This window comes from Pseudomonas sp. S11P7, assembly GCF_023195435.1.
Taxonomy (GTDB): Bacteria; Pseudomonadota; Gammaproteobacteria; order Pseudomonadales; family Pseudomonadaceae; genus Aquipseudomonas; species Aquipseudomonas fluorescens_G.
On sequence record NZ_JALPKS020000002.1, the window covers coordinates 4042039 to 4061384 of the forward strand.

Genomic DNA, 19346 nt, shown 5'->3' on the forward strand with positions numbered 1-19346 from the left:
ATACTAGTGGGCTGTGTGGCTGTCTTGACTCGCCGATCCAGCTGTCTTGCGCCAACCCCGACCCGGGTCGCTTTGAGCGGAATCCTGAAATGAGCCAACAGTTCCAACACGATGTTCTGGTCATTGGCAGCGGCGCTGCCGGTTTGAGTCTCGCACTGACCTTGCCCGGTCATTTGCGCATTGCCGTACTGAGCAAAGGCGATCTGGCCAACGGCTCGACGTTCTGGGCACAAGGTGGCGTCGCCGCGGTGCTCGACGACACTGACACGGTCGAATCCCATGTTGACGACACCCTCAACGCCGGTGGCGGCCTCTGCCATGAGGATGCCGTGCGCTTCACGGTCGAACACAGTCGCGAAGCCATCCAGTGGTTGATCGATCAAGGGGTGCCATTCACTCGTGATGATCAGTCGGGGACCGAAGACGGCGGATTCGAATTCCATTTGACCCGCGAAGGTGGCCACAGCCACCGGCGCATCATCCACGCCGCCGACGCCACGGGCGCGGCGATTTTCAAGACCTTGCTGGCCCAGGCCAGACAGCGTCCGAACATCGATCTACAGGAACAGCGCGTCGCTGTCGATCTGATCACCGAGCGCCGTTTGGGCATGCAAGGCGAGCGCTGCCTCGGCGCTTATGTGCTCAATCGCAAAACCGGCGAAGTCGACACTTATGGCGCACGTTTCGTGATTCTGGCTACCGGTGGCGCCGCCAAGGTTTATCTCTATACCAGCAACCCCGACGGCGCGTGCGGAGATGGCATCGCGATGGCCTGGCGTTCGGGGTGCCGCGTGGCGAATCTGGAATTCAATCAGTTTCACCCCACTTGCCTGTATCACCCGCAAGCCAAGAGTTTTCTGATTACCGAAGCCCTGCGCGGTGAAGGCGCACATTTGAAGCTGCCCAATGGTGAACGCTTCATGCAGCGTTTCGACCCGCGCGCCGAGCTGGCGCCGCGGGACATCGTGGCCCGGGCCATCGACCACGAAATGAAGCGCCTGGGCGTCGATTGCGTTTATCTTGATATCAGCCACAAACCCGAAGCGTTCGTAAAAAGTCACTTCCCGACGGTTTATGAGCGTTGCCTCGGCTTCGGCATCGACATCACCAAACAGCCAATTCCGGTGGTCCCTGCCGCGCACTACACGTGCGGCGGCGTAATGGTCGATCAAAACGGCCGCACCGACGTGCCGGGCCTGTATGCCATCGGCGAAACCAGTTTCACCGGGCTGCATGGCGCCAACCGCATGGCCAGCAACTCGCTGCTGGAGTGTTTCGTCTACGCACGTTCGGCGGCGGCAGACATTCTCGCGCAACTGGGCAATGTTACCGCTCCAAACGCCCTGCCCGCCTGGGACGCCAGTCAGGTCACCGACTCCGACGAAGACGTGATCATTGCGCACAACTGGGATGAACTGCGCCGGTTCATGTGGGACTACGTCGGTATCGTGCGCACCAACAAACGTCTGCAACGGGCGCAGCACCGCGTGCGGTTGTTGCTCGACGAGATTGACGAGTTCTATAGCAACTACAAAGTCAGCCGCGACCTGATCGAACTACGCAATCTGGCGCAAGTCGCTGAACTGATGATCAGCTCGGCCATGGAACGCAAGGAAAGCCGCGGCCTGCATTACACCCTCGATTATCCGCAGATGCTGCCCGAGGCGCTCGACACTATTCTGGTGCCGCCCACCTACGTCGGCTGAATTTAAGCCGTACGCGCAGGCGCCGATGCACATCGGCCATCTGCGCGTCCCGTGGCACGCAGATCGACCTGACCTGCCACTCACCCCGCAAGCGAAACCGCAGCACCACGATCAGCGGCAACGCCAGACTGTCACGGCACAACTGCGCCGCTTGCCAGCCATCCGCCTGATTCCAGACCTGCCAGCCATCGGCGTCGCGGCGTAGCCCACAAAATGCCTCTGGATGGCTGAGCAGAATGTACCGTGGCAGCACCCGAAAACCGTGCAGCGCGCAGGCGAAAGCCGCGAGCAGGCCGGCCCACACGGGAATCGACAAGAGAAACAACGCGCCCAGAGCGAACGCCTGGGCCATCAGATATGCCGCCAGCAAGTGCCGTGAGGCATGCCAGCGGCATTCGAACGTGTTACTTGGGCTGGACACGATCCAGGATCATCCGGACCATGCGCTGCAGCTCCGGATCTTCCGACTCGCTGCGTTCCATGAACCAGCCGAACATGTCCTGATCCTCACACGTCAACAGACGGACATACAAATCGCGGTCCACCTGATTCAATGTCGCGTACACCTCCTGCACGAACGGCACCAGCAGCACGTCAAGCTCAAGCATGCCGCGACGGCTGTGCCAAAAGAGGCGATTCAGTTCAACTTGTTCGACCATGGAGCCCTCCTCGAATTTGGCGGCAAGTATACAGGCCCCGGACGGGTCGCACAGTCGGCTTTGGTCGGGCACCACCGATCCTTTATCAACTACCCATTTCACCAACGCGCCCTTATGATGTGCCCCAGTCTATTTACCCTGCGATGACCCATGGCCGATTCTGCTTTTTTCTGCACCCTGTCTCATGAAGGCGTTCTCGCGGTTCGCGGCGCGGATGCCGGAAAATTCCTGCAAGGCCAGTTGACCTGCAATATCAATTACCTGAGCGACAGCCGCGCCAGCCTCGGCGCCCGGTGCACACAGAAAGGCCGGATGCAGTCGAGCTTCCGCATTCTGCTCGAAGGCGACGGCGTGCTGATGGCGATGGCCAGCGAACTGCTGGAGCCGCAGCTGGCTGACCTGAAAAAATACGCAGTGTTCTCCAAATCGAAGCTGACCGATGAAAGCGCCGCCTGGGCGCGCTTCGGCATTGATCACGGCGATGTTGTCCTGAGCAACCTGGGCCTGGACCTGCCGGCTGAAACCGACAGTGTCGTGCGCAACGAAGCGCTGATCGCCATACGCGTTTCGCCACAGCGTGCCGAACTATGGGTTCCGGCCGATCAGGCCGACGCAATCAAAGCCAGGCTGGCCGCAACGTTGCCCGAAGCCGAGCTGAATCAGTGGTTGCTGGGGCAGATCCGCGCAGGCATCGGCCAGGTCATGCCGACCACGCGCGAGCTGTTCATCCCGCAGATGCTCAATCTGCAAGCCGTCGGCGGCGTGAGTTTCAAGAAAGGCTGCTACACCGGCCAGGAAATCGTCGCGCGCATGCAGTACCTGGGCAAACTCAAGCGTCGTCTGTACCGCCTGAGCCTCGTCGGCACGCACCTGCCGGAGCCTGGCACGGCGTTATTCGCCCCCAGCCACAACAGCTCGATCGGCGAGGTGGTGCTGGCCGCCGTCGATGCCGGCCAGAACATTGAACTCCTGGCGGTATTGCAGGCCGAAGCTGCCGAAGCCGGTGATCTGCATCTGGGCACTCTCGAAGGCCCGACGCTGCATGTGCTCGACCTGCCTTACGAACTGGATCGCGACCGCGAGATCCAGCGCTGATCGCAGCATTTGTCGCAACACCCTAGAGAGTTTAAATGAGCGAACTGGCGGAAAAAGTCCAAACGGATTTGGTTGAGGCCATCGATAACGATGACCTGGTTCTGCCCACGCTACCGGAAGTGGCCCTGCAGATTCGCAAGGCCGCCGAAGACCCGGAAATCAGCGTCAGCGACCTGAGCAAGATGATCGGCCGCGACACGGCGCTGTCCGCGCGCCTGATCAAAGTGGTCAACAGCCCCCTGCTGCGCGCCGCCCAGGAAGTCACCGATCTGCACACCGCCATCACCCGACTGGGCATCAATTACAGCAGCAACCTGGCGATCGGTCTGGTGATGGAGCAGATCTTCCATGCCCGCTCCGAAGTGGTCGAACAGAAGATGCGCGAAGTCTGGCGCAAGAGCCTGGAGATTGCCGGGGTCAGCTACGCCCTTTGTCGCCGTTACACCACCCTCAAGCCTGATCAGGCCGCGCTGGGCGGGCTGGTGCACCAGATCGGCGTGCTGCCGATTCTGACCTACGCCGAAGATCACTATGAGCTGCTGTCGGACCCGGTCAGCCTCAATCATGTGATCGACCGCATCCATCCGCTGCTTGGCGACAAGCTGTTACGGGTGTGGGAATTTCCCGAAAGATTGGTGGCGTTGCCAGGGCTGTACCAGGACTTCAAACGCGACTCGGCCGACATCGATTATGTTGATGTGGTGCAGGTGGCCAGTCTCTATTGCCACAAGGATACTGAGCATCCGTTCGCGCGCATCGATCCGCTGAGCGTTCCGGCATTCAGGAAGCTCGGGATCGATCCGGAGAACAAGGCGCTGTGCGCGGATCTGGAAGAGTCGCGGACGATGTTTTACTGATCCGCCAAGGTGACTGGCGATGACTTCGGCAAAGTCACCGCCTGTCACCCGGCAATAAAACTCACCCGCACCTTCAACCCCGCCTGCTCGCCATCGTGCAGGCTGATTTGCGCCAGGTGCGCGCGGCAGATCTCGCCGACAATCGCCAGTCCCAGCCCGGAACCTGCTACTTGCTGATTGCGCCGGTAAAAGCGCTCGAATACCCGATCTCGCTCCTCCAGCGGAATGCCGGGCCCGTCATCCTCAACCTCAAGCACCGCCGGGGCAGTGACCCGCAAGATCACGTTGCCGCCGGGCGGTGTATGCGCCAGAGCATTGTCGACCAGATTGCTCAGCAGCTCGTTGAGCAACGTCGGCTCACCGCGCAGCCACACGGGCTCATCCGCCTCCAGCGCCAATGCCACGCCGCGCTTGTGCGCCAATGGCGCCATGGCCATCCCCAGTTCGCGCGCCAGTTGGCTTAGATCAAGTAATTGTGCGCCGCCCTCGGCAATCGCCCGGGCGCCATTTTCGACGCGAGCCAGCGATAGCAGCTGATTGGCCAGATGGGTCAGGCGATCGGTGCCCTGTGCGGAGGATTCCAGGGTATCGCGCCAGACCTGCGGCTCGGACGAGCGCAGTCCCAATTCGAGCCGTGCCTTGAGCGCCGCCAATGGGGTGCGCAGTTCGTGGGCAGCATCGGCAATGAACTGCGCCTGCCGCTCGAATTGCGCGCGCAAGCGCTCGGTGAAGTGGTTGAGGCCGCGCACCAACGGGCCCAGTTCATGCTGAACTTCCACCAGTGGCAGCGGGCGCAGGTCGTCGGGTTGACGCTCTTCCACGGCGGTGCGCAAACGCTCCAGCGGGCGCAAGGCGGCGCTGACCGCAAACCAGACCATCAGCAGCGCACCAATCGCCAGCATGCCCAGGCGCAGCAAGGTGTCAGCCGCCAGACTGCGCGCCATGCTGACCCGTGCCTCGTCGGTTTCAGCGACGCGGATTTCCGCCATGCCGTTCATGTTCGGCTCGGACACGGCCTTGAGCAGACTGACCACGCGCACGTTCTGGCCGTTGTAAGTGGCGTTGTAGAAGCGCGCCAGCGCCGGGTAGCTGTCGGTGCGTGGCGTGCCGGGCGGTGGGCCGGGCAGATTTTCGTAGCCGGAAATCAACTTCTGGTGGATGTCGTTGACCTGGTAATAAATGCGCCCGGCGCTGTCGTAGGCGAAGGTGTCCAGGGCGACATAGGGCACATCGGCACTGAGACTGCCATCGCGCTGCGACAGACCGGCGGCAATGGTCCGCGCCGAGGCCAGCAGGGTGCGGTCATAGGCGGTGTCGGCGGCTTCGCGGCCATTCCAGTAAGCGCTCAAGCCACTGGCGAGCATCAACACCACCAGCAACACCGCGAGGTTCCACAACAACCGCCAGCGCAGGCTGCTGGGCTTATGCATCGCGGCTTTCCAGCAGATAGCCGAGGCCGCGGAAGGTCACGATTGCCACCGGCTGGCCGTCGAGTTTCTTGCGCAAGCGGTGCACGTAGATTTCGATGGCGTCGGGGCTGGCTTCTTCGTCGAGGCCGAACACTTGCGCAGCCAGCTGTTCCTTGCTCATCACCCGGCCAGGACGGGCAATCAGCGCTTCGAGAACGGCCTGTTCGCGGGAGGTCAGGGTCAGCAGTTCCTCGCCGAGGGTGAAGCGCCGGGTATCCAGATCATAGGCCAGCACGCCGCAGCGCTGCTGGCGCTCGCCGCCAAGCACACTGCGGCGCAGCAAGGCCTTGACCCTGGCTTCGAGTTCCGTCAATTCGAATGGCTTGGCGAGATAATCGTCGGCCCCCAGATTGAGGCCATGCACGCGGTCCTTCACATCGCTGCGCGCGGTCAGCATCAGCACCGGCACGTTTTTGCCACGGGCGCGCAGCCGCGCCAACACCTCGAAACCGTCCATGCGCGGCAGGCCGACGTCGAGAATCGCCACGGCGTACTCCTCGCTGCCGAGCGCCAGGTCGGCGGCTACGCCATCGTGCAACACATCCACAGTCAGGCCGGTGCTCTTGAGCGCCTGGGCGACGCTTTCGGCCAATTGCAGATGGTCTTCGACGAGCAGAACACGCATGGATTATTACCTCGTTCAGGGATGGCCGGCGCCACGCTTTGCCGCGGAGTTTACAGCCGCAACCGTCGCTGTGAAGCCCGAAAACCGTGAAAGTCAGTTGAAAGGTTAGTGAAAGGTTAGCCCGTTAGAGTCGGCCCACGGACAGTTCCCACTGCCGTCGCTGATGCCACACAGCGCAAAGAAAAACGCCACGAAGCGTTTTCTACCAATAAGAACAATAAACGGAGTAACCCGCATGTCGTCCATGCAGACCAAGGCCCTTGTGCCTGTCCGCCCTTCTCGTTTCAGCCACACCGCCCTCGCCAGTGCCGCCGCGCTTGCCGGTTTTTCGCCGCTGAGTTTTGCCGACTTCATTGAAGACAGCAGCGCCACTTTCGAAACCCGCAACATGTATTTCAACCGCGACTTTCGCGATGGCACCAGCGCACAGCAATCCAAGCGTGACGAATGGGCTCAAGGCTTCATGCTCAATCTGCAATCGGGATACACCGACGGCACCGTGGGGTTCGGTGTCGATGCGTTAGGCATGCTCGGCGTCAAACTCGATTCAAGCCCGGACCGCACCGGCACCGGCCTGCTGCCGACGCACGACGACGGGCGCGCGGCCGATGAATACTCCAAGCTCGGCCTGACCGGCAAAGTGAAGATTTCCGCGACCGAGCTGAAAATCGGTAGCCTGATTCCCGAATTGCCGATTCTCAAGCCGAATGACGGGCGCATCCTGCCGCAAACCTTCGAAGGCGGTTTGTTGACCTCCAAAGAGATCAAGAACCTGACATTCACCGGCGGTCGTCTGGAGAAAGCCAAGGATCGCGACAGCACCGATTTCGAGGACATTGCCCTCAACAACAAGAACAGCCGCTTCGCAGGCACCGCTGCCGGCAAGCACTTCGATTTTGGCGGCGTGGACTACAAGTTCACCGACAAGATCACCGGCAGCTATCACTTCGCCCAACTCGACGAAGTCTACAATCAGCACTTCTTCGGTCTGGTCGCTTCGCGGCCGATGGGCCCGGGCACCCTTGCCACCGATCTGCGTTTTGCCGTCAGCGATGACCAGGGCGCCGCTCGAGGCGGTGAAATCGACAACCGCTCACTCAACGGTCTGGTCAGCTACGCGCAGAGCGGTCACAAGTTCAGCGCCGGCTATCAGCACATGTCCGGTGACAGCGCTTTCCCTTACGTCGATGGCAGCGACCCGTATCTGGTCAACTTTGTACAGATCAACGATTTTGCCGGCGCCGAGGAGCGTTCGTGGCAAGCGCGCTACGACTTCGACTTCGCCCGCCTGGGCATCCCCGGCCTGAGCTTCATGAGCCGCTATCTGAGCGGTGACAACATCAAGCTCAAGAGCGGCGAAGAAGGCAAAGAGTGGGAGCGCAACACGGAAATCAAATATGTCGTGCAAAGCGGTGCCTTGAAGGATGTCGCCGTGCGTTTGCGTAACGCCACTTACCGTTCCAACTACTCTGCTCGAGACGCCGACGAAGTGCGCCTGCTGGTGAGCTACAGCGTTGCACTTTGGTAACCGTCGCTGTCATGCCCGTTGCTGACACGTCCAATAACAACAATGCCCGTGGAGACTTGAATGAACCTATCACTGCGTAAAATCGCCCTCGCCGCCAGTTGCGTGCTGTTCGCCGGCCAGCTCATGGCCGAACCGAAACGCCCGGAATGTATCGCTCCGGCCTCGCCGGGCGGCGGTTTCGACCTGACCTGCAAACTGGCGCAGAGCGCGCTGGTCAATCAGAAACTGCTGACCAAACCGATGCGCGTGACCTACATGCCCGGCGGCGTCGGCGCGGTGGCGTACAACGCGGTCGTGGCTCAACGTCCGGCCGATGCCGGCACGCTGGTTGCCTGGTCGAGCGGTTCGCTGTTGAACCTGGCGCAGGGCAAATTCGGCCGTTTCGATGAAACCAACGTGCGCTGGCTGGCAGCAGTCGGCACCAGTTACGGTGCCATCGCCGTGAAAAGCGATTCGCCTTACAAGACCCTCGACGATCTCGTTCAGGCCTTGAAGAAAGATCCGGGCTCGGTGGTCATCGGTTCCGGTGGCACTGTCGGCAGCCAGGACTGGATGCAAACCGCATTGATCGCCAAGGCCGCCGGGATCAACCCGCGGGACCTGCGCTACGTCGCCCTCGAAGGCGGCGGCGAAATCGCCACCGCACTGCTCGGTGGCCACATCCAGGTCGGCAGTACCGACATCTCCGACTCCATGCCGCACATCCAGAGCGGCGACATGCGCCTGCTCGCGGTATTCGCTGACAAGCGTCTGGACGAGCCGGAAATGAAGGACATCCCGACTGCTCGTGAGCAAGGCTACGACATCGTCTGGCCGGTGGTGCGCGGTTTCTACCTCGGGCCAAAAGTCAGCGACGAAGACTACGCCTGGTGGAAAGACGCATTCGACAAACTGCTGGCTTCCGAGGATTTCGCCAAGCTGCGCGATCAGCGTGAACTGTTCCCGTTCGCCATGACCGGACCGGAGCTGGACACCTACGTGAAGAAGCAGGTCGCGGACTACAAAGTGCTGGCCAAAGAGTTCGGCCTGATCCAGTGATCGTCTCTGTCTAGTGGCGGCGTCTCCTTCGCGGGGACGTCGCACAGGAGCTCCCATGCTTATTCAACGTATTTTCGCCGCGGTGTTGCTGCTGGCTTGCGCCGGCCTGGCACTGATGGCGTGGCCGTACCAAGCGGCTTTTTCCTACGAACCGGTCGGCCCGCGCGCCTTTCCGCTGCTGATGCTCGGCCTGATGGGACTGGCGCTGCTGTACATGGTGTTCCGTCCGGCGCCGATCAAGCACAACCCGGATGAGCCGCCGCTGGACCGTGAAAGCCTGACCAAGATCGGCCTTTGCGTGGTGCTGTTGCTGGTGTTCGCCGGCACCTTCGAGCCGCTTGGTTTCATCATCGCCAGCATCCTCACCGGCGTACCGATGGCCCGTCTCTATGGCGGCCGCTGGCTGCCGAGCGTGGTGATCATCAGCCTGATGGCGATCGGTCTTTATCTGCTGTTCGACCGTTTGATGGACGTTCCGCTGCCCCTTGGCCTGCTCAGCGTTCTGGAGAACTGAAATGGATACTCTTGGCTATTTGGGTCAGGGTTTTGGCGTCGCGCTGAGCCCGTACAACCTGGTGACCGCGTTGTGCGGCACGCTGATCGGCACCGTCGTCGGCCTGTTACCGGGCCTGGGCCCGATCAACGGCGTGGCGTTGCTGATTCCGATCGCATTCGCCCTCGGCCTGCCGCCGGAATCGGCGCTGATTCTGCTCGCAGCGGTGTATCTGGGTTGCGAATACGGCGGCCGGATCAGTTCGATTCTGCTGAACATTCCCGGCGAAGCCTCTACCGTGATGACCACCCTCGACGGCTATCCGATGGCCCGCAAAGGCCTGGCCGGTGTCGCATTGTCGCTGTCGGCCTGGAGCTCGTTCATCGGCGCGTTCATCGCCACCTGCGGCATGGTGCTGTTCGCGCCGCTGCTGGCGAAATGGGCGATTGCCTTCGGCCCGGCAGAATATTTCGTGTTGATGGTGTTCGCGATTGTCTGTCTCGGCGGCATGGCCGGGGATCGACCGCTGAAAACCTTTATCGCGGCGCTGATCGGCCTGTTCCTTTCCACTGTCGGCATCGACGCGAACAGTGGCGTGTACCGTTTCACCGGCGACAACATTCACATGACCGACGGTATCCAGTTCGTCGTGCTGGTATTGGGTCTATTCTCGATCAGCGAAATCCTCCTGCTGCTGGAAAAAACCCACCACGGCCAGGAAGCGGTGAAAGCTACCGGGCGCATGATGTTCAACTTCAAGGAAGCGGCGTCGGTATTCACGGTCAACCTGCGCTGCGGCGTGCTCGGCTTCATCATGGGCGTGTTGCCGGGTGCGGGTGCGACCCTTGCCAGTGCCGTGGCCTACATGACCGAGAAGCGCATCGCCGGCACCAGCGGCAAATTCGGTGAAGGCGACGCCCGTGGCCTCGCCGCGCCGGAAACCGCCATCGGCGGCGCAGCATGCGGTGCACTGGTGCCGATGCTGACCCTCGGCGTTCCGGGTTCCGGCACCACGGCGGTGATGATCGGCGCGTTGTCGCTGTACAACATCACTCCGGGCCCGCTGCTGTTCCAACAGCAACCGGACATCGTCTGGGGCCTGATCGCGTCGTTGTTCATCGCCAACATCATGCTGGTGATCCTCAACATTCCGATGATCCGTGTCTTCACCCGCATCCTCGCCGTGCCGAACTGGGCCCTGGTGCCTGTCATCGCGATCATCACCGGGATCGGCGTCTATGCGGTGCACGCCACCACCTTCGACCTGTTCCTGATGATCGGTATCGGCATCTTCGGCTACATCCTGCGCAAGCTGGACTTCCCGCTGTCGCCGCTGTTGCTCGGTTTCATCCTGGGCGAGTTGATGGAGCAGAACCTGCGTCGTGCCCTGTCGATTTCCAACGGTGCACTGGAAATCCTCTGGTCGAGCCCGATCACCCTCGGTTGCTGGATCCTCACGGCGATCATGCTGCTGATGCCGATCCTGCGCATCTGGCGTAAACGTTCGGCTGCGCGTCGCGCCCTCGCCGATGTTTGATCGCTCGGCCTTCAAGTCCTGGTGGGGAACACCGCTGGTCGGTCTGCTTGGCGGTTTCCTCGCCAGCCAGATCGGCTGGCCGTTGCCATGGATGGTCGGCTCGTTGCTGGCGATCATCCTCGTGCGCTGCCTGACCCCCTGGCAGCTCACGGAAATCCCTGGTGGACGCAAATGCGGCCAGTGGATCGTCGGCATCGGCATCGGCCTGCACTTCACCCCGCTGGTGATGGAGCAGGTGCTCAGTCATTTCGGTCTGATTTTCTTCGGTGCGCTGGTCACCAGCCTGTCGGCGGTGGTCGGCGTGTGGTTGATGCGCCGCACCGGCGAGGACCGTGCCACGGCGTTCTTCTCGAGCATGCCCGGCGGCTCGGGCGAGATGGTAAACCTCGGCGCACGTAACGGCGCTTTGCTCAGCCACGTCGCGGCGGGGCAAAGTCTGCGGGTGCTGGTGGTGGTGTTGTGTGTGCCGGCGGCGTTCAAGTATCTGCTCGGCGACGGCACGCCGATTTCTCATGCGGGCAGTGTCGACTGGCGCTGGCTGGCGATTCTGTTTCCGGCGGGCGCCCTGCTCGCCTGGCTCTGGCAACGTCTGCGCCAACCCAATCCGTGGTTATTCGGGCCGTTGCTGGTGAGTGCGGCGGTGAGCATCGGTTGGGACCTGCACATCGGTTTGCCCAATGGCGGCAGCCAGATCGGCCAGTGGCTGATCGGCAGCGGTCTGGGATGTCATTTCAACCGGGAATTCTTCCGCCGTGCGCCCTCATTCATGGGGCGGACGTTGATCGGCACGGCGCTGACCATGTTGATCGCTTCATTGGCAGCCTTGGGTTTGAGCGCGCTGACTCATCTGGATCTGCGTTCGCTGACCCTGGGAATGATGCCCGGCGGGATTGCCGAAATGAGCCTGACCGCAGAAACCCTGCAACTGTCGGTGCCGCTGGTGACGGCGATGCAGGTGATGCGGCTGTTGTTTGTGCTGTTTCTGGCGGAGCCGTTGTTCAAGTACTGGAATCGTCAGCCCGAATAAGACCGCATCGCCCCCATCGCTGGCAAGCCAGCTCCCACAGGTTTTTGGGGTGTTCACATAATCTGTGGTACCCACAAAACCCTGTGGGAGCTGGCTTGCCAGCGATTGGGCACTTCAGATCCCCATCAGATGGGCGGCAGGCGCCACTCGATCGGCGTCTCGCCATTCTGCTCAAGAAACTTGTTCGCCCGGCCAAAGTGCCCGCACCCGAGAAACCCGCGATAAGCCGACAATGGCGACGGATGCACCGAAGTCAGCACCAGATGCTTGGTGGCATCGATCAGCTTTTGCTTGCTCTGCGCATGCGCGCCCCAAAGCATGAACACCAGATGCGGCTGCCGCTCGCTGACCACTTCGATGATGCGGTCGGTGAAAAACTGCCAGCCCTTGTCCTTGTGCGCATTGGCGTTGGCGCGCTCGACGGTCATGGTGGTGTTGAGCATCAACACGCCCTGATCGGCCCAGCTCTGCAAATAGCCATGGTTGGGAATGTCGATGTTCAGGTCGCGCTTCAACTCTTTATAGATGTTGACCAGCGATGGCGGCGCCGGCACGCCCGGCTGCACCGAGAAGCACAAGCCGTGGGCCTGACCGGGGCCGTGATAAGGGTCCTGACCAAGAATCACCACTTTGACGTGATCCAGCGGCGTCGAATTCAGTGCATTGAATATCATCGGCCCCGGCGGATAGATCTCCTTGCCGGCCGCCCGCTCCTGCTGCAGAAACTGGCGCAACTCTGCCATGTACGGCTGGTCGAACTCAGCACGCAGTGCCTCCTTCCAGCTCGGTTCGAGTTTGATACGGTCGTCAGCAGTCATGGTCATACCCGGCAAAAACAATGGGGCGAACCCTAGGAAAGCCGACCACGCTTGTCAATTGATCTGACGCAGATCCGGCACTTTCCCCCACAACGATCATACTGATCGTTCAATTTCCCGATCGAGGTCACGATGAATCTGCACTTCGAAGAACTCACCGGCACCGACGGCGCGCGTATCGGCATCGCCAGCCTGGATGCCGAAAAGTCGCTGAACGCGCTGTCCCTGCCAATGATCAACGCCCTCGGCGACAAACTCAGCGCCTGGGCCAACGACCCGCAAATCGTCTGCGTGCTGTTGCGTGGCAACGGCGCCAAGGCATTTTGTGCCGGCGGTGAAGTGCGCAGCCTGGTCGAAGCCTGCCGCGCCCATCCCGGCGAAGTGCCTCCGCTGGCGGCGCAGTTTTTCAGTGCTGAATATCGTCTGGACTACCAACTGCACACCTACCCCAAACCGTTGATCGGCTGGGGCCACGGTTACGTGCTCGGCGGTGGCATGGGTTTGTTGCAGGGTGCGAGCACGCGGATCGTCACGCCGAGCAGCCGTCTGGCAATGCCGGAAATCACCATCGGGCTGTATCCGGATGTCGGCGCCAGTTGGTTTCTCGCGCGGCTACCGGGCAAGCTCGGCTTGTTTCTCGGCTTGACCGGCGCGCACATCAATGGCCGTGATGCGCTGGATCTGGGCCTGGCCGACCGTTTTCTGCTCGACGAACAGCAACCGGAATTGATCAAAGGCCTGTTGCAGCTCAATTGGCAGGAACAGACCGACATGCAACTCAACAGCCTGCTCAAGGCCCTGCAACAGGAAGCACTGGCGCAGATGCCCGAAGCGCAGTGGCTACCGCGTCGGCAGCAGATCGACGAATTGCTCGACGTCAGCGATGTCACCTGTGCCTGGACCGCGATCAGCCTGCAACGCGACAGCAGCGATCCGCTGATCGCCCGCGCAGCGAAGACCATGAGCGAAGGCTCGCCGCTGACTGCGCATCTGGTCTGGCAACAGATCATCCGCGCACGGCACATGTCACTGGCCGAAGTCTTTCAGATGGAATACACCCTGAGTCTCAACTGCTGCCGGCATCCGGAGTTCAGCGAGGGCGTGCGTGCGCGTTTGATCGATAAGGATCAGAAGCCGCACTGGCACTGGCCGGATATTCATCATGTGCCGGAAGCGGTGGTGGAAGCGCATTTTCACAAAGCTTGGGAGGGGCGACATCCGTTGGCGGATTTGACCCAGTACTAGCTTCTGGAAAAATCGCAGGCAAAAAAAAGCGGCGCTTGATGCGCCGCTTTTTCATTTGCCGGTGATTACCAGCGGTTACCACGGCCGTTGTAATCACGGCGACCGCTGTGCCGATCGTAGTTGCCGCCACCGCGGTGGTCATTGTCCCAACCGCCGCGACGGTGGCCTTCCCAGCGTCCGCGATCGTTGCCGTGCCAGCGGCGGCTTTCGTAATAACGCGGGGCCGGTTGGTAGTAGCGCGGCGCCTGGTAGTAACGCGGTTGCTGGTAATAACGTGGTGCGGGCTGATAGTAACGCGGCGCCGAATAGTACGTGCTGCCGCCCCGGTAATACGTGCCACCTGTGTTGTAGTAGGCCGGTGCGGGTGAGGTGTAGACCTCGGAATAATACGAGTCCGCGTAGGAGTACGGCACGCAACCGGCAACGGAAAACATCAACGCAGCAAGCAGAAGAATTCGTCTATACATGGCGGCCTCCTGGACCGCGGGTGGGCCACACCAGCGACGCTGGCAGGCATCAGTCGTTTATCGGTGACTGACGAAAAATCAGACAGCGATTTCGGCATCTGGTGCGTTCTTGCAACAAGTTGAAACAAGTGATCGATGAAAGGTTGTTCATCTGCGAAAAGCCGTCATTCATGCGCTGATTGATAGGCCTGATGGATAAATCCATCGCACTGATATCGCCGCCCGCGAACGCTGCACGACGGTGCAGTCGCGCACCAACACAAAGCGCAGCGATCGCGCCTGATCCACTGCCATTGTCAGCCAGCCCCCGAGCCAGAGGCTTCTCGCCGACTTGGCACGCCTCTCGCTTTAGCAACCCTGTGCAGGAGTCATCACAGGTTCGCGGCACCACAATTTGCAATGGCTGACTAGGGTTCCGGCTCGCATCCGCGAGTGGCTGGTCCGAGAGTTGGCGACCTCCAGTTGAGGTTACACGGCGGGACAAAAGCCCGGGAGACAAGCCACCGTTCGCGGTGCCGCGTTGCCTTCCTGTCCGCCCTCGATCAACTGGAGAACTCACCATGACCCGACTACGTTTGCCCGCCCTGCTCGCCGCCGCATTCGCCGCGCTGCTCAGCACACAATCCTTCGCCGCCCAGAAAGACCACTTCAGCGTGTGCTGGACGATCTACGCCGGCTGGATGCCATGGGAATACGCCGGCAGCCAGGGCATCGTCGACAAGTGGGCGAAGAAATACGGGATCAAGATCGACGTCGTGCAGCTCAACGATTACGTCGAGTCGATCAACCAGTACACCGCCGGCCAGTTCGACGGCTGCACCATGACTAACATGGACGCGCTGACCATTCCGGCTGCCGGTGGCGTCGACAGCACCGCGCTGATCGTCAGTGACTTCTCCAATGGCAATGACGGCGTCGTCCTCAAGGGCGAGGGCAAGAAGGTCGCCGATCTCAAGGGCATGGACGTCAATCTGGTTGAGCTGTCGGTTTCGCACTACCTGCTGGCCCGCGCTCTGGACTCGGTCGACCTGACCGAAAAAGACCTGAAAGTCGTCAACACCTCCGATGCCGACATCTCCGCCGCTTTCAATACCGATGAAGTCAAGGCCGTGACCACCTGGAACCCGATGCTTTCGGACATCAAGGCCAAACCCGGCGTGACCGAGGTGTTCAACTCCAGCCAGATTCCCGGCGAGATCATGGACATGATGGTGGTCAACAGCGCCACCCTCAAAGACAACCCGGCGCTGGGCAAAGCGCTGACCGGCGCCTGGTTCGAAGTGGTCGCGCTGATGAACGCGAAGAACGCCGCGAGCAAGGCCGCGCTGGAACACATGGCCAAGGCCTCGGGCACCGACCTCGCCGGATTCCAGGCGCAACTGGACACCACCAGATTGTTCGCCACGCCAGCCGAAGCCCTGAGCTTCGCCACCAGCAAACAATTGCCGGACACCATGCGCAAGGTCGCCGAGTTTTCCTTCGAGCACGGTTTGCTCGGCGAAGGTGCGAAGGACCCCAGCGCGGTCGGCATGAGTTTCGCCAACGGCGTGACCAGCGGCGACACCGGCAATCTCAAGCTGCGTTTCGATCCGACTTACGTGCAGATGGCCGCCGACGCCAAGCTGTAAGCCACGGAGGATTTGGCCATGCGCCTGATCAATCGCCACCCGGATCGCCCGAGTCGCCTGCTGCTGGTACTCCTGCCGTTCGCCCTGGTGCTGTTCGCCTACTTCACCGGCTCGGCCGAGCGGCTGGCGGACAACCCCAACGACAAACTGCTGCCCAGCGCCGTGCAGATGACCGATGCAGTAAAACGCCTGGCCTTCACTGCCGACAGCCGCACCGGTGACTACCTGTTGTGGCAGGACACCGCGTCGAGTCTGCGGCGTCTGGCCATCGGCCTCGGCATCGCTGCACTGGCCGGGCTGTGCCTGGGCATCGCCGCGGGCACGCTGCCGCTGTTCGGGGCACCGTTGTCGCCGCTGCTGACGGTGTTGTCGATGGTGCCGCCGCTGGCGATCCTGCCGATTCTGTTCATTGTCTTCGGTCTGGGCGAGTTGTCGAAAGTCATGTTGATCGTGATCGGCATAACCCCGGCCCTCGCTCGCGATCTGGAACAACGCGCCCGGGAGATTCCCGTCGAATTGCTGATCAAGGCGCAAACCCTCGGCGCTTCGACCTGGACGCTGATGTTGCGCGTGGTGCTGCCGCAATTGCTGCCGCGCCTGCTGATTTCGCTGCGGCTGATGCTCGGCTCGGCGTGGCTGTTCCTGATCGCCGCCGAAGCGATCGCTTCGACCGACGGCCTCGGCTATCGGATCTTCCTCGTTCGCCGTTATCTGGCAATGGACGTGATTCTGCCGTACGTGGTGTGGATCACCCTCCTCGCCTGGCTGATGGATTGGGCCTTGAAACGCCTGACGCAACGCGCCTTCCCCTGGTATGAGGGGGCCGGCAAATGAGCTTCATCACAGTGAAAAACGTCTGGCAGCAATACGCCGATCAGGTCGTGCTGGAGGGTTTGAACCTGAGCGTCAACGAGGGTGAATTCTGCACCTTGGTCGGCGCGTCCGGCTGCGGCAAATCGACGTTCCTGCGCCTGCTGCTCGGCCAGGAAAGCGCCAGTCGCGGTGAGATTCTGCTCGACGGTCAGCCGCTGGCCAGCGAGCCGGACGCCAGCCGTGGCGTGGTGTTTCAGCGCTACTCGGTGTTCCCGCACCTGAGCGTGCTCGACAACGTCGCCCTCGGTCTGGAACTGCCGCACGCGCCGTTGCTCGGCCGGTTGTTCGGCAGCGCCAAGCGCGACGCGCGCGAGCAGGCGGAGGCATTGCTGGGCAAGGTCGGTCTCGGTCATGCGCTGGACAAGTACCCGGCGCAGCTCTCCGGCGGTATGCAGCAACGGCTGGCGATTGCCCAGGCACTGATCATGAAACCGCGTGTGCTGTTGCTCGACGAACCGTTCGGCGCACTCGATCCGGGCATCCGCAAAGACATGCATGCGCTGCTGCTGGAGCTGTGGCGCGAGACGCGTTTGACGGTGTTCATGGTCACTCACGATTTGTCCGAAGGCTTCAACCTCGGCACCCGACTGCTGGTGTTCGACAAGGTTCGCCTCGACCCGCACGCACCCGGCGCCTACGGCGCACGCATCACCTACGACATCCCGTTGAACAGCGACCGCCGCGCCCAGCGCGCCGCCGTCGATGCCTTGCCGCTGCCCCTGGCCGGCACCCTTCGCACCGCTTGAGAGGACTGCATTGATGAACACGCCAATGACTGATTCGACCCAATTGTTCCCGCCCTTTGCTGAAGAAATGCTGCCCGGTGGCGGCCACCGTTCGTTCGTGCTCAAGCGCGGCCAACTGCTGCGCCTGACCGACCTGCGCGGCGGCGCCAACGTCAGCCTGACCCTGCTCAATGCCAACGAAAAAACCGAACGGCTGAACCTGCCCGACAGCCTCAAATGCCAACACACCGCCAAGCTCACCAGCGGCCATTGCCTGTACTCGGACATGGGCCGCGTACTCGCCGCGATCACCGCTGACACCTGCGGCTGGAGCGACAGCCTCGGCGGCGTGCTCTGTGCTGAAGAAGTTGCGGAAAAATACGGACAGGGCCGCTATCAGGAACTGCGCAACGGCTTCTTCCGCAATGGCACCGACAACCTGTTGGTGGAGCTGGGCAAGTGGGGTCTGGGCCTGTCCGATCTGCTGATGACCCTGAATCTGTTCAGCCGGGTGAACGTCGATGAGGGCGGACGATTCCACTTCGTCGAAGGCAACTCCAAGGCTGGCGACTACATCGAGTTGTACGCGCCGATGGACACCCTGGTGGTACTCACCGCCCTGCAACACCCGATGGACCCGGCGCCGGACTACGCGCCAAAACCGCTGAAGCTCAGCTGGATGAACGCTGACGCCAGCGTCGCCGAGCACTGCCGCACCTCGCGCCCGGAAAACCAGCGCGGCTTCATCAATACCGACCGTTTGTTCGCCTGAGGATCGCTGCCATGTCCGTTGCAATCGCCACTTCGCAAAAACAACCCGACGCTGCGGTGTACCGGGCCACCATCCCGGCGGGCGAGCCGTGGCTGCTGGAGGTCAAGGCCGGCCAGACCCTGCGCATTCTCGATCTGGAAGGCAATCAGGCCATCGACACCTTGTTCTACAGCCTCGCCAATCCCAAGGAACGCTACGACGTGCAGCGCACCCTGCGTCGGCAGAACAGCGTGTATCTGAGCACCGGCAGCGTGCTGTATTCCAACCTCGGCAAGCCGATGCTGAGCATCGTCGCCGACACCTGCGGGCGCCACGACACCCTCGGCGGCGCCTGCGCGCAAGAGAGCAACACCGTGCGCTACGCCCTGGAAAAACGCTACATGCACAGCTGCCGCGACAACTACCTGCGCGCCTGTGCCCACGACGGCCGACTGAGCAAAAGCGACATCGGCCCGAACATCAATTTCTTCATGAACGTGCCCGTCACGGCGGATGGCGGGCTGACCTTCGAGGACGGGATTTCGGCGCCGGGCAAGTACGTCGATCTGCGCGCGGAGATGGACGTGATCGTGCTGATTTCCAACTGCCCGCAGCTGAACAACCCATGCAACGCCTATAACCCGACGCCTGCGGAGTTGCTGGTATGGAACTGAAAATCAGCCGGTTGCGGCGTTGGCTGTTTGCCCTGTGCCAGGCGCGTTCCGGGCAGTGCCTGAAAGCTTCAAGGCACTGATAATCCTGTGGGAGCTGGCTTGCCAGCGATTGCGGTGTTTCAGTCACCACA

Annotated in this window: 20 protein-coding genes and 1 riboswitch; of the genes, 14 read left to right on the forward strand and 6 right to left on the reverse strand. The window is 61.6% G+C overall.

Annotation, left to right across the window (positions count from 1 at the left end; genetic code table 11):
- Positions 1-89: 89 nt before the first annotated feature.
- Positions 90-1706: an L-aspartate oxidase gene (gene nadB, locus M0746_RS18590; RefSeq protein WP_208938362.1), complete on the forward strand. Its 1617-nt coding sequence runs from the start codon at positions 90-92 to the stop codon at positions 1704-1706.
- Here nadB and M0746_RS18595 read toward each other — a convergent pair.
- Positions 1675-2127, reverse strand: coding sequence for a protein YgfX (locus tag M0746_RS18595; protein WP_258450169.1), 453 nt, complete (start codon positions 2125-2127; stop codon positions 1675-1677). The two genes, nadB and M0746_RS18595, sit on opposite strands and share 32 nt — an antisense overlap.
- Positions 2111-2365 (reverse strand): FAD assembly factor SdhE, encoded by a 255-nt coding sequence (locus M0746_RS18600; protein ID WP_007911418.1) that lies wholly within the window; start codon positions 2363-2365, stop codon positions 2111-2113. The genes M0746_RS18595 and M0746_RS18600 overlap by 17 nt, the downstream gene beginning before the upstream one ends.
- Positions 2366-2515: 150 nt before the next feature.
- On the opposite strand from M0746_RS18600, the gene ygfZ reads away from it, so the two are divergent.
- Together ygfZ and M0746_RS18610 are read left to right on the forward strand one after the other, a co-directional pair.
- Complete coding sequence (gene ygfZ, locus M0746_RS18605; RefSeq protein ID WP_258450170.1) at positions 2516-3460, forward strand: CAF17-like 4Fe-4S cluster assembly/insertion protein YgfZ; 945 nt, start codon at positions 2516-2518, stop codon at positions 3458-3460.
- 35 nt (positions 3461-3495) lie between these two features.
- A complete protein-coding gene (locus M0746_RS18610) occupies positions 3496-4317 on the forward strand; it encodes an HDOD domain-containing protein (protein ID WP_258450171.1) in 822 nt (273 codons plus the stop codon).
- 44 nt (positions 4318-4361) lie between these two features.
- Here M0746_RS18610 and M0746_RS18615 read toward each other — a convergent pair whose 3' ends face one another.
- Entirely contained in the window at positions 4362-5747 is a 1386-nt protein-coding gene (locus M0746_RS18615; protein ID WP_208938366.1) for a sensor histidine kinase, read from the reverse strand.
- Positions 5740-6411: a response regulator gene (locus M0746_RS18620; RefSeq protein ID WP_090282195.1), complete on the reverse strand. Its 672-nt coding sequence runs from the start codon at positions 6409-6411 to the stop codon at positions 5740-5742. Before M0746_RS18620 ends, M0746_RS18615 begins: the two co-directional genes overlap by 8 nt.
- 235 nt (positions 6412-6646) lie before the next feature.
- On the opposite strand from M0746_RS18620, the gene M0746_RS18625 reads away from it, so the two are divergent.
- The 5 genes from M0746_RS18625 to M0746_RS18645 are packed head-to-tail and all read left to right on the forward strand — an operon-like array spanning position 6647 to position 12034.
- A complete protein-coding gene (locus tag M0746_RS18625) occupies positions 6647-7939 on the forward strand; it encodes an OprD family porin (protein ID WP_258450172.1) in 1293 nt (430 codons plus the stop codon).
- Positions 7940-7999: 60 nt separating this feature from the next.
- The gene (locus M0746_RS18630) at positions 8000-8977 is read left to right on the forward strand and encodes a Bug family tripartite tricarboxylate transporter substrate binding protein (RefSeq protein ID WP_258450173.1); all 978 of its coding nucleotides are present in this window, start codon (positions 8000-8002) and stop codon (positions 8975-8977) included.
- A 55-nt stretch (positions 8978-9032) separates the two neighbouring features.
- On the forward strand, positions 9033-9491 hold the full coding sequence (locus tag M0746_RS18635; RefSeq protein ID WP_258450174.1) for a tripartite tricarboxylate transporter TctB family protein: 459 nt from the start codon (positions 9033-9035) through the stop codon (positions 9489-9491).
- Between the two features lies 1 nt (position 9492).
- The gene (locus tag M0746_RS18640) at positions 9493-11007 is read left to right on the forward strand and encodes a tripartite tricarboxylate transporter permease (RefSeq protein ID WP_258450175.1); all 1515 of its coding nucleotides are present in this window, start codon (positions 9493-9495) and stop codon (positions 11005-11007) included.
- Positions 11000-12034: an AbrB family transcriptional regulator gene (locus M0746_RS18645; RefSeq protein WP_258450176.1), complete on the forward strand. Its 1035-nt coding sequence runs from the start codon at positions 11000-11002 to the stop codon at positions 12032-12034. The genes M0746_RS18640 and M0746_RS18645 overlap by 8 nt, the downstream gene beginning before the upstream one ends.
- Positions 12035-12159: 125 nt before the next feature.
- Here M0746_RS18645 and ung read toward each other — a convergent pair whose 3' ends face one another.
- Positions 12160-12852: a uracil-DNA glycosylase gene (ung, locus tag M0746_RS18650; protein WP_258450177.1), complete on the reverse strand. Its 693-nt coding sequence runs from the start codon at positions 12850-12852 to the stop codon at positions 12160-12162.
- Positions 12853-12984: 132 nt separating this feature from the next.
- Between ung and M0746_RS18655 the strand changes: the two genes are divergently transcribed.
- Positions 12985-14097, forward strand: coding sequence for an enoyl-CoA hydratase/isomerase family protein (locus M0746_RS18655; protein ID WP_258450178.1), 1113 nt, complete (start codon positions 12985-12987; stop codon positions 14095-14097).
- 65 nt (positions 14098-14162) lie between these two features.
- Here the strand turns inward: M0746_RS18655 and M0746_RS18660 are convergent, their stop codons facing one another.
- Positions 14163-14564, reverse strand: coding sequence for a hypothetical protein (locus tag M0746_RS18660; protein ID WP_258450179.1), 402 nt, complete (start codon positions 14562-14564; stop codon positions 14163-14165).
- Positions 14565-14960: 396 nt separating this feature from the next.
- Positions 14961-15061, forward strand: a riboswitch (guanidine-I (ykkC/yxkD leader).
- A 63-nt stretch (positions 15062-15124) separates the two neighbouring features.
- Between M0746_RS18660 and M0746_RS18665 the strand changes: the two genes are divergently transcribed.
- From M0746_RS18665 to M0746_RS18685, 5 genes are read left to right on the forward strand one after another with little or no spacing between them, the layout of a single operon-like run.
- The gene (locus tag M0746_RS18665; RefSeq protein WP_258450180.1) at positions 15125-16192 is read left to right on the forward strand and encodes a putative urea ABC transporter substrate-binding protein; all 1068 of its coding nucleotides are present in this window, start codon (positions 15125-15127) and stop codon (positions 16190-16192) included.
- A gap of 18 nt (positions 16193-16210) precedes the next feature.
- Positions 16211-17026: an ABC transporter permease gene (locus M0746_RS18670; protein WP_208938376.1), complete on the forward strand. Its 816-nt coding sequence runs from the start codon at positions 16211-16213 to the stop codon at positions 17024-17026.
- Complete coding sequence (locus M0746_RS18675) at positions 17023-17811, forward strand: ABC transporter ATP-binding protein (protein ID WP_258450181.1); 789 nt, start codon at positions 17023-17025, stop codon at positions 17809-17811. The genes M0746_RS18670 and M0746_RS18675 overlap by 4 nt, the downstream gene beginning before the upstream one ends.
- A 25-nt stretch (positions 17812-17836) precedes the next feature.
- Positions 17837-18562 (forward strand): urea amidolyase associated protein UAAP1, encoded by a 726-nt coding sequence (locus M0746_RS18680; RefSeq protein WP_258450182.1) that lies wholly within the window; start codon positions 17837-17839, stop codon positions 18560-18562.
- Positions 18563-18573: 11 nt separating this feature from the next.
- Entirely contained in the window at positions 18574-19215 is a 642-nt protein-coding gene (locus tag M0746_RS18685) for an urea amidolyase associated protein UAAP2 (RefSeq protein WP_258450183.1), read from the forward strand.
- Positions 19216-19346 lie beyond the last annotated feature (131 nt).

What these genes read in the sequence shown, in the direction of transcription:
- M0746_RS18685 (WP_258450183.1), top strand. Translation starts at nt 18,574, where the DNA reads ATGTCCGTTGCAATCGCCACTTCGCAAAAACAACCCGACGCTGCGGTG.
- M0746_RS18635 (WP_258450174.1), top strand. Translation starts at nt 9,033, where the DNA reads ATGCTTATTCAACGTATTTTCGCCGCGGTGTTGCTGCTGGCTTGCGCC.
- M0746_RS18680 (WP_258450182.1), top strand. Translation starts at nt 17,837, where the DNA reads ATGACTGATTCGACCCAATTGTTCCCGCCCTTTGCTGAAGAAATGCTG.
- M0746_RS18610 (WP_258450171.1), top strand. Translation starts at nt 3,496, where the DNA reads ATGAGCGAACTGGCGGAAAAAGTCCAAACGGATTTGGTTGAGGCCATC.
- nadB (WP_208938362.1), top strand. Translation starts at nt 90, where the DNA reads ATGAGCCAACAGTTCCAACACGATGTTCTGGTCATTGGCAGCGGCGCT.
- M0746_RS18600 (WP_007911418.1), bottom strand. Translation starts at nt 2,365, where the DNA reads ATGGTCGAACAAGTTGAACTGAATCGCCTCTTTTGGCACAGCCGTCGC.
- M0746_RS18660 (WP_258450179.1), bottom strand. Translation starts at nt 14,564, where the DNA reads ATGTATAGACGAATTCTTCTGCTTGCTGCGTTGATGTTTTCCGTTGCC.
- M0746_RS18625 (WP_258450172.1), top strand. Translation starts at nt 6,647, where the DNA reads ATGTCGTCCATGCAGACCAAGGCCCTTGTGCCTGTCCGCCCTTCTCGT.
- M0746_RS18655 (WP_258450178.1), top strand. Translation starts at nt 12,985, where the DNA reads ATGAATCTGCACTTCGAAGAACTCACCGGCACCGACGGCGCGCGTATC.
- M0746_RS18645 (WP_258450176.1), top strand. Translation starts at nt 11,000, where the DNA reads ATGTTTGATCGCTCGGCCTTCAAGTCCTGGTGGGGAACACCGCTGGTC.
- ung (WP_258450177.1), bottom strand. Translation starts at nt 12,852, where the DNA reads ATGACTGCTGACGACCGTATCAAACTCGAACCGAGCTGGAAGGAGGCA.
- ygfZ (WP_258450170.1), top strand. Translation starts at nt 2,516, where the DNA reads ATGGCCGATTCTGCTTTTTTCTGCACCCTGTCTCATGAAGGCGTTCTC.
- M0746_RS18630 (WP_258450173.1), top strand. Translation starts at nt 8,000, where the DNA reads ATGAACCTATCACTGCGTAAAATCGCCCTCGCCGCCAGTTGCGTGCTG.
- M0746_RS18665 (WP_258450180.1), top strand. Translation starts at nt 15,125, where the DNA reads ATGACCCGACTACGTTTGCCCGCCCTGCTCGCCGCCGCATTCGCCGCG.
- M0746_RS18675 (WP_258450181.1), top strand. Translation starts at nt 17,023, where the DNA reads ATGAGCTTCATCACAGTGAAAAACGTCTGGCAGCAATACGCCGATCAG.
- M0746_RS18620 (WP_090282195.1), bottom strand. Translation starts at nt 6,411, where the DNA reads ATGCGTGTTCTGCTCGTCGAAGACCATCTGCAATTGGCCGAAAGCGTC.
- M0746_RS18640 (WP_258450175.1), top strand. Translation starts at nt 9,493, where the DNA reads ATGGATACTCTTGGCTATTTGGGTCAGGGTTTTGGCGTCGCGCTGAGC.
- M0746_RS18670 (WP_208938376.1), top strand. Translation starts at nt 16,211, where the DNA reads ATGCGCCTGATCAATCGCCACCCGGATCGCCCGAGTCGCCTGCTGCTG.
- M0746_RS18615 (WP_208938366.1), bottom strand. Translation starts at nt 5,747, where the DNA reads ATGCATAAGCCCAGCAGCCTGCGCTGGCGGTTGTTGTGGAACCTCGCG.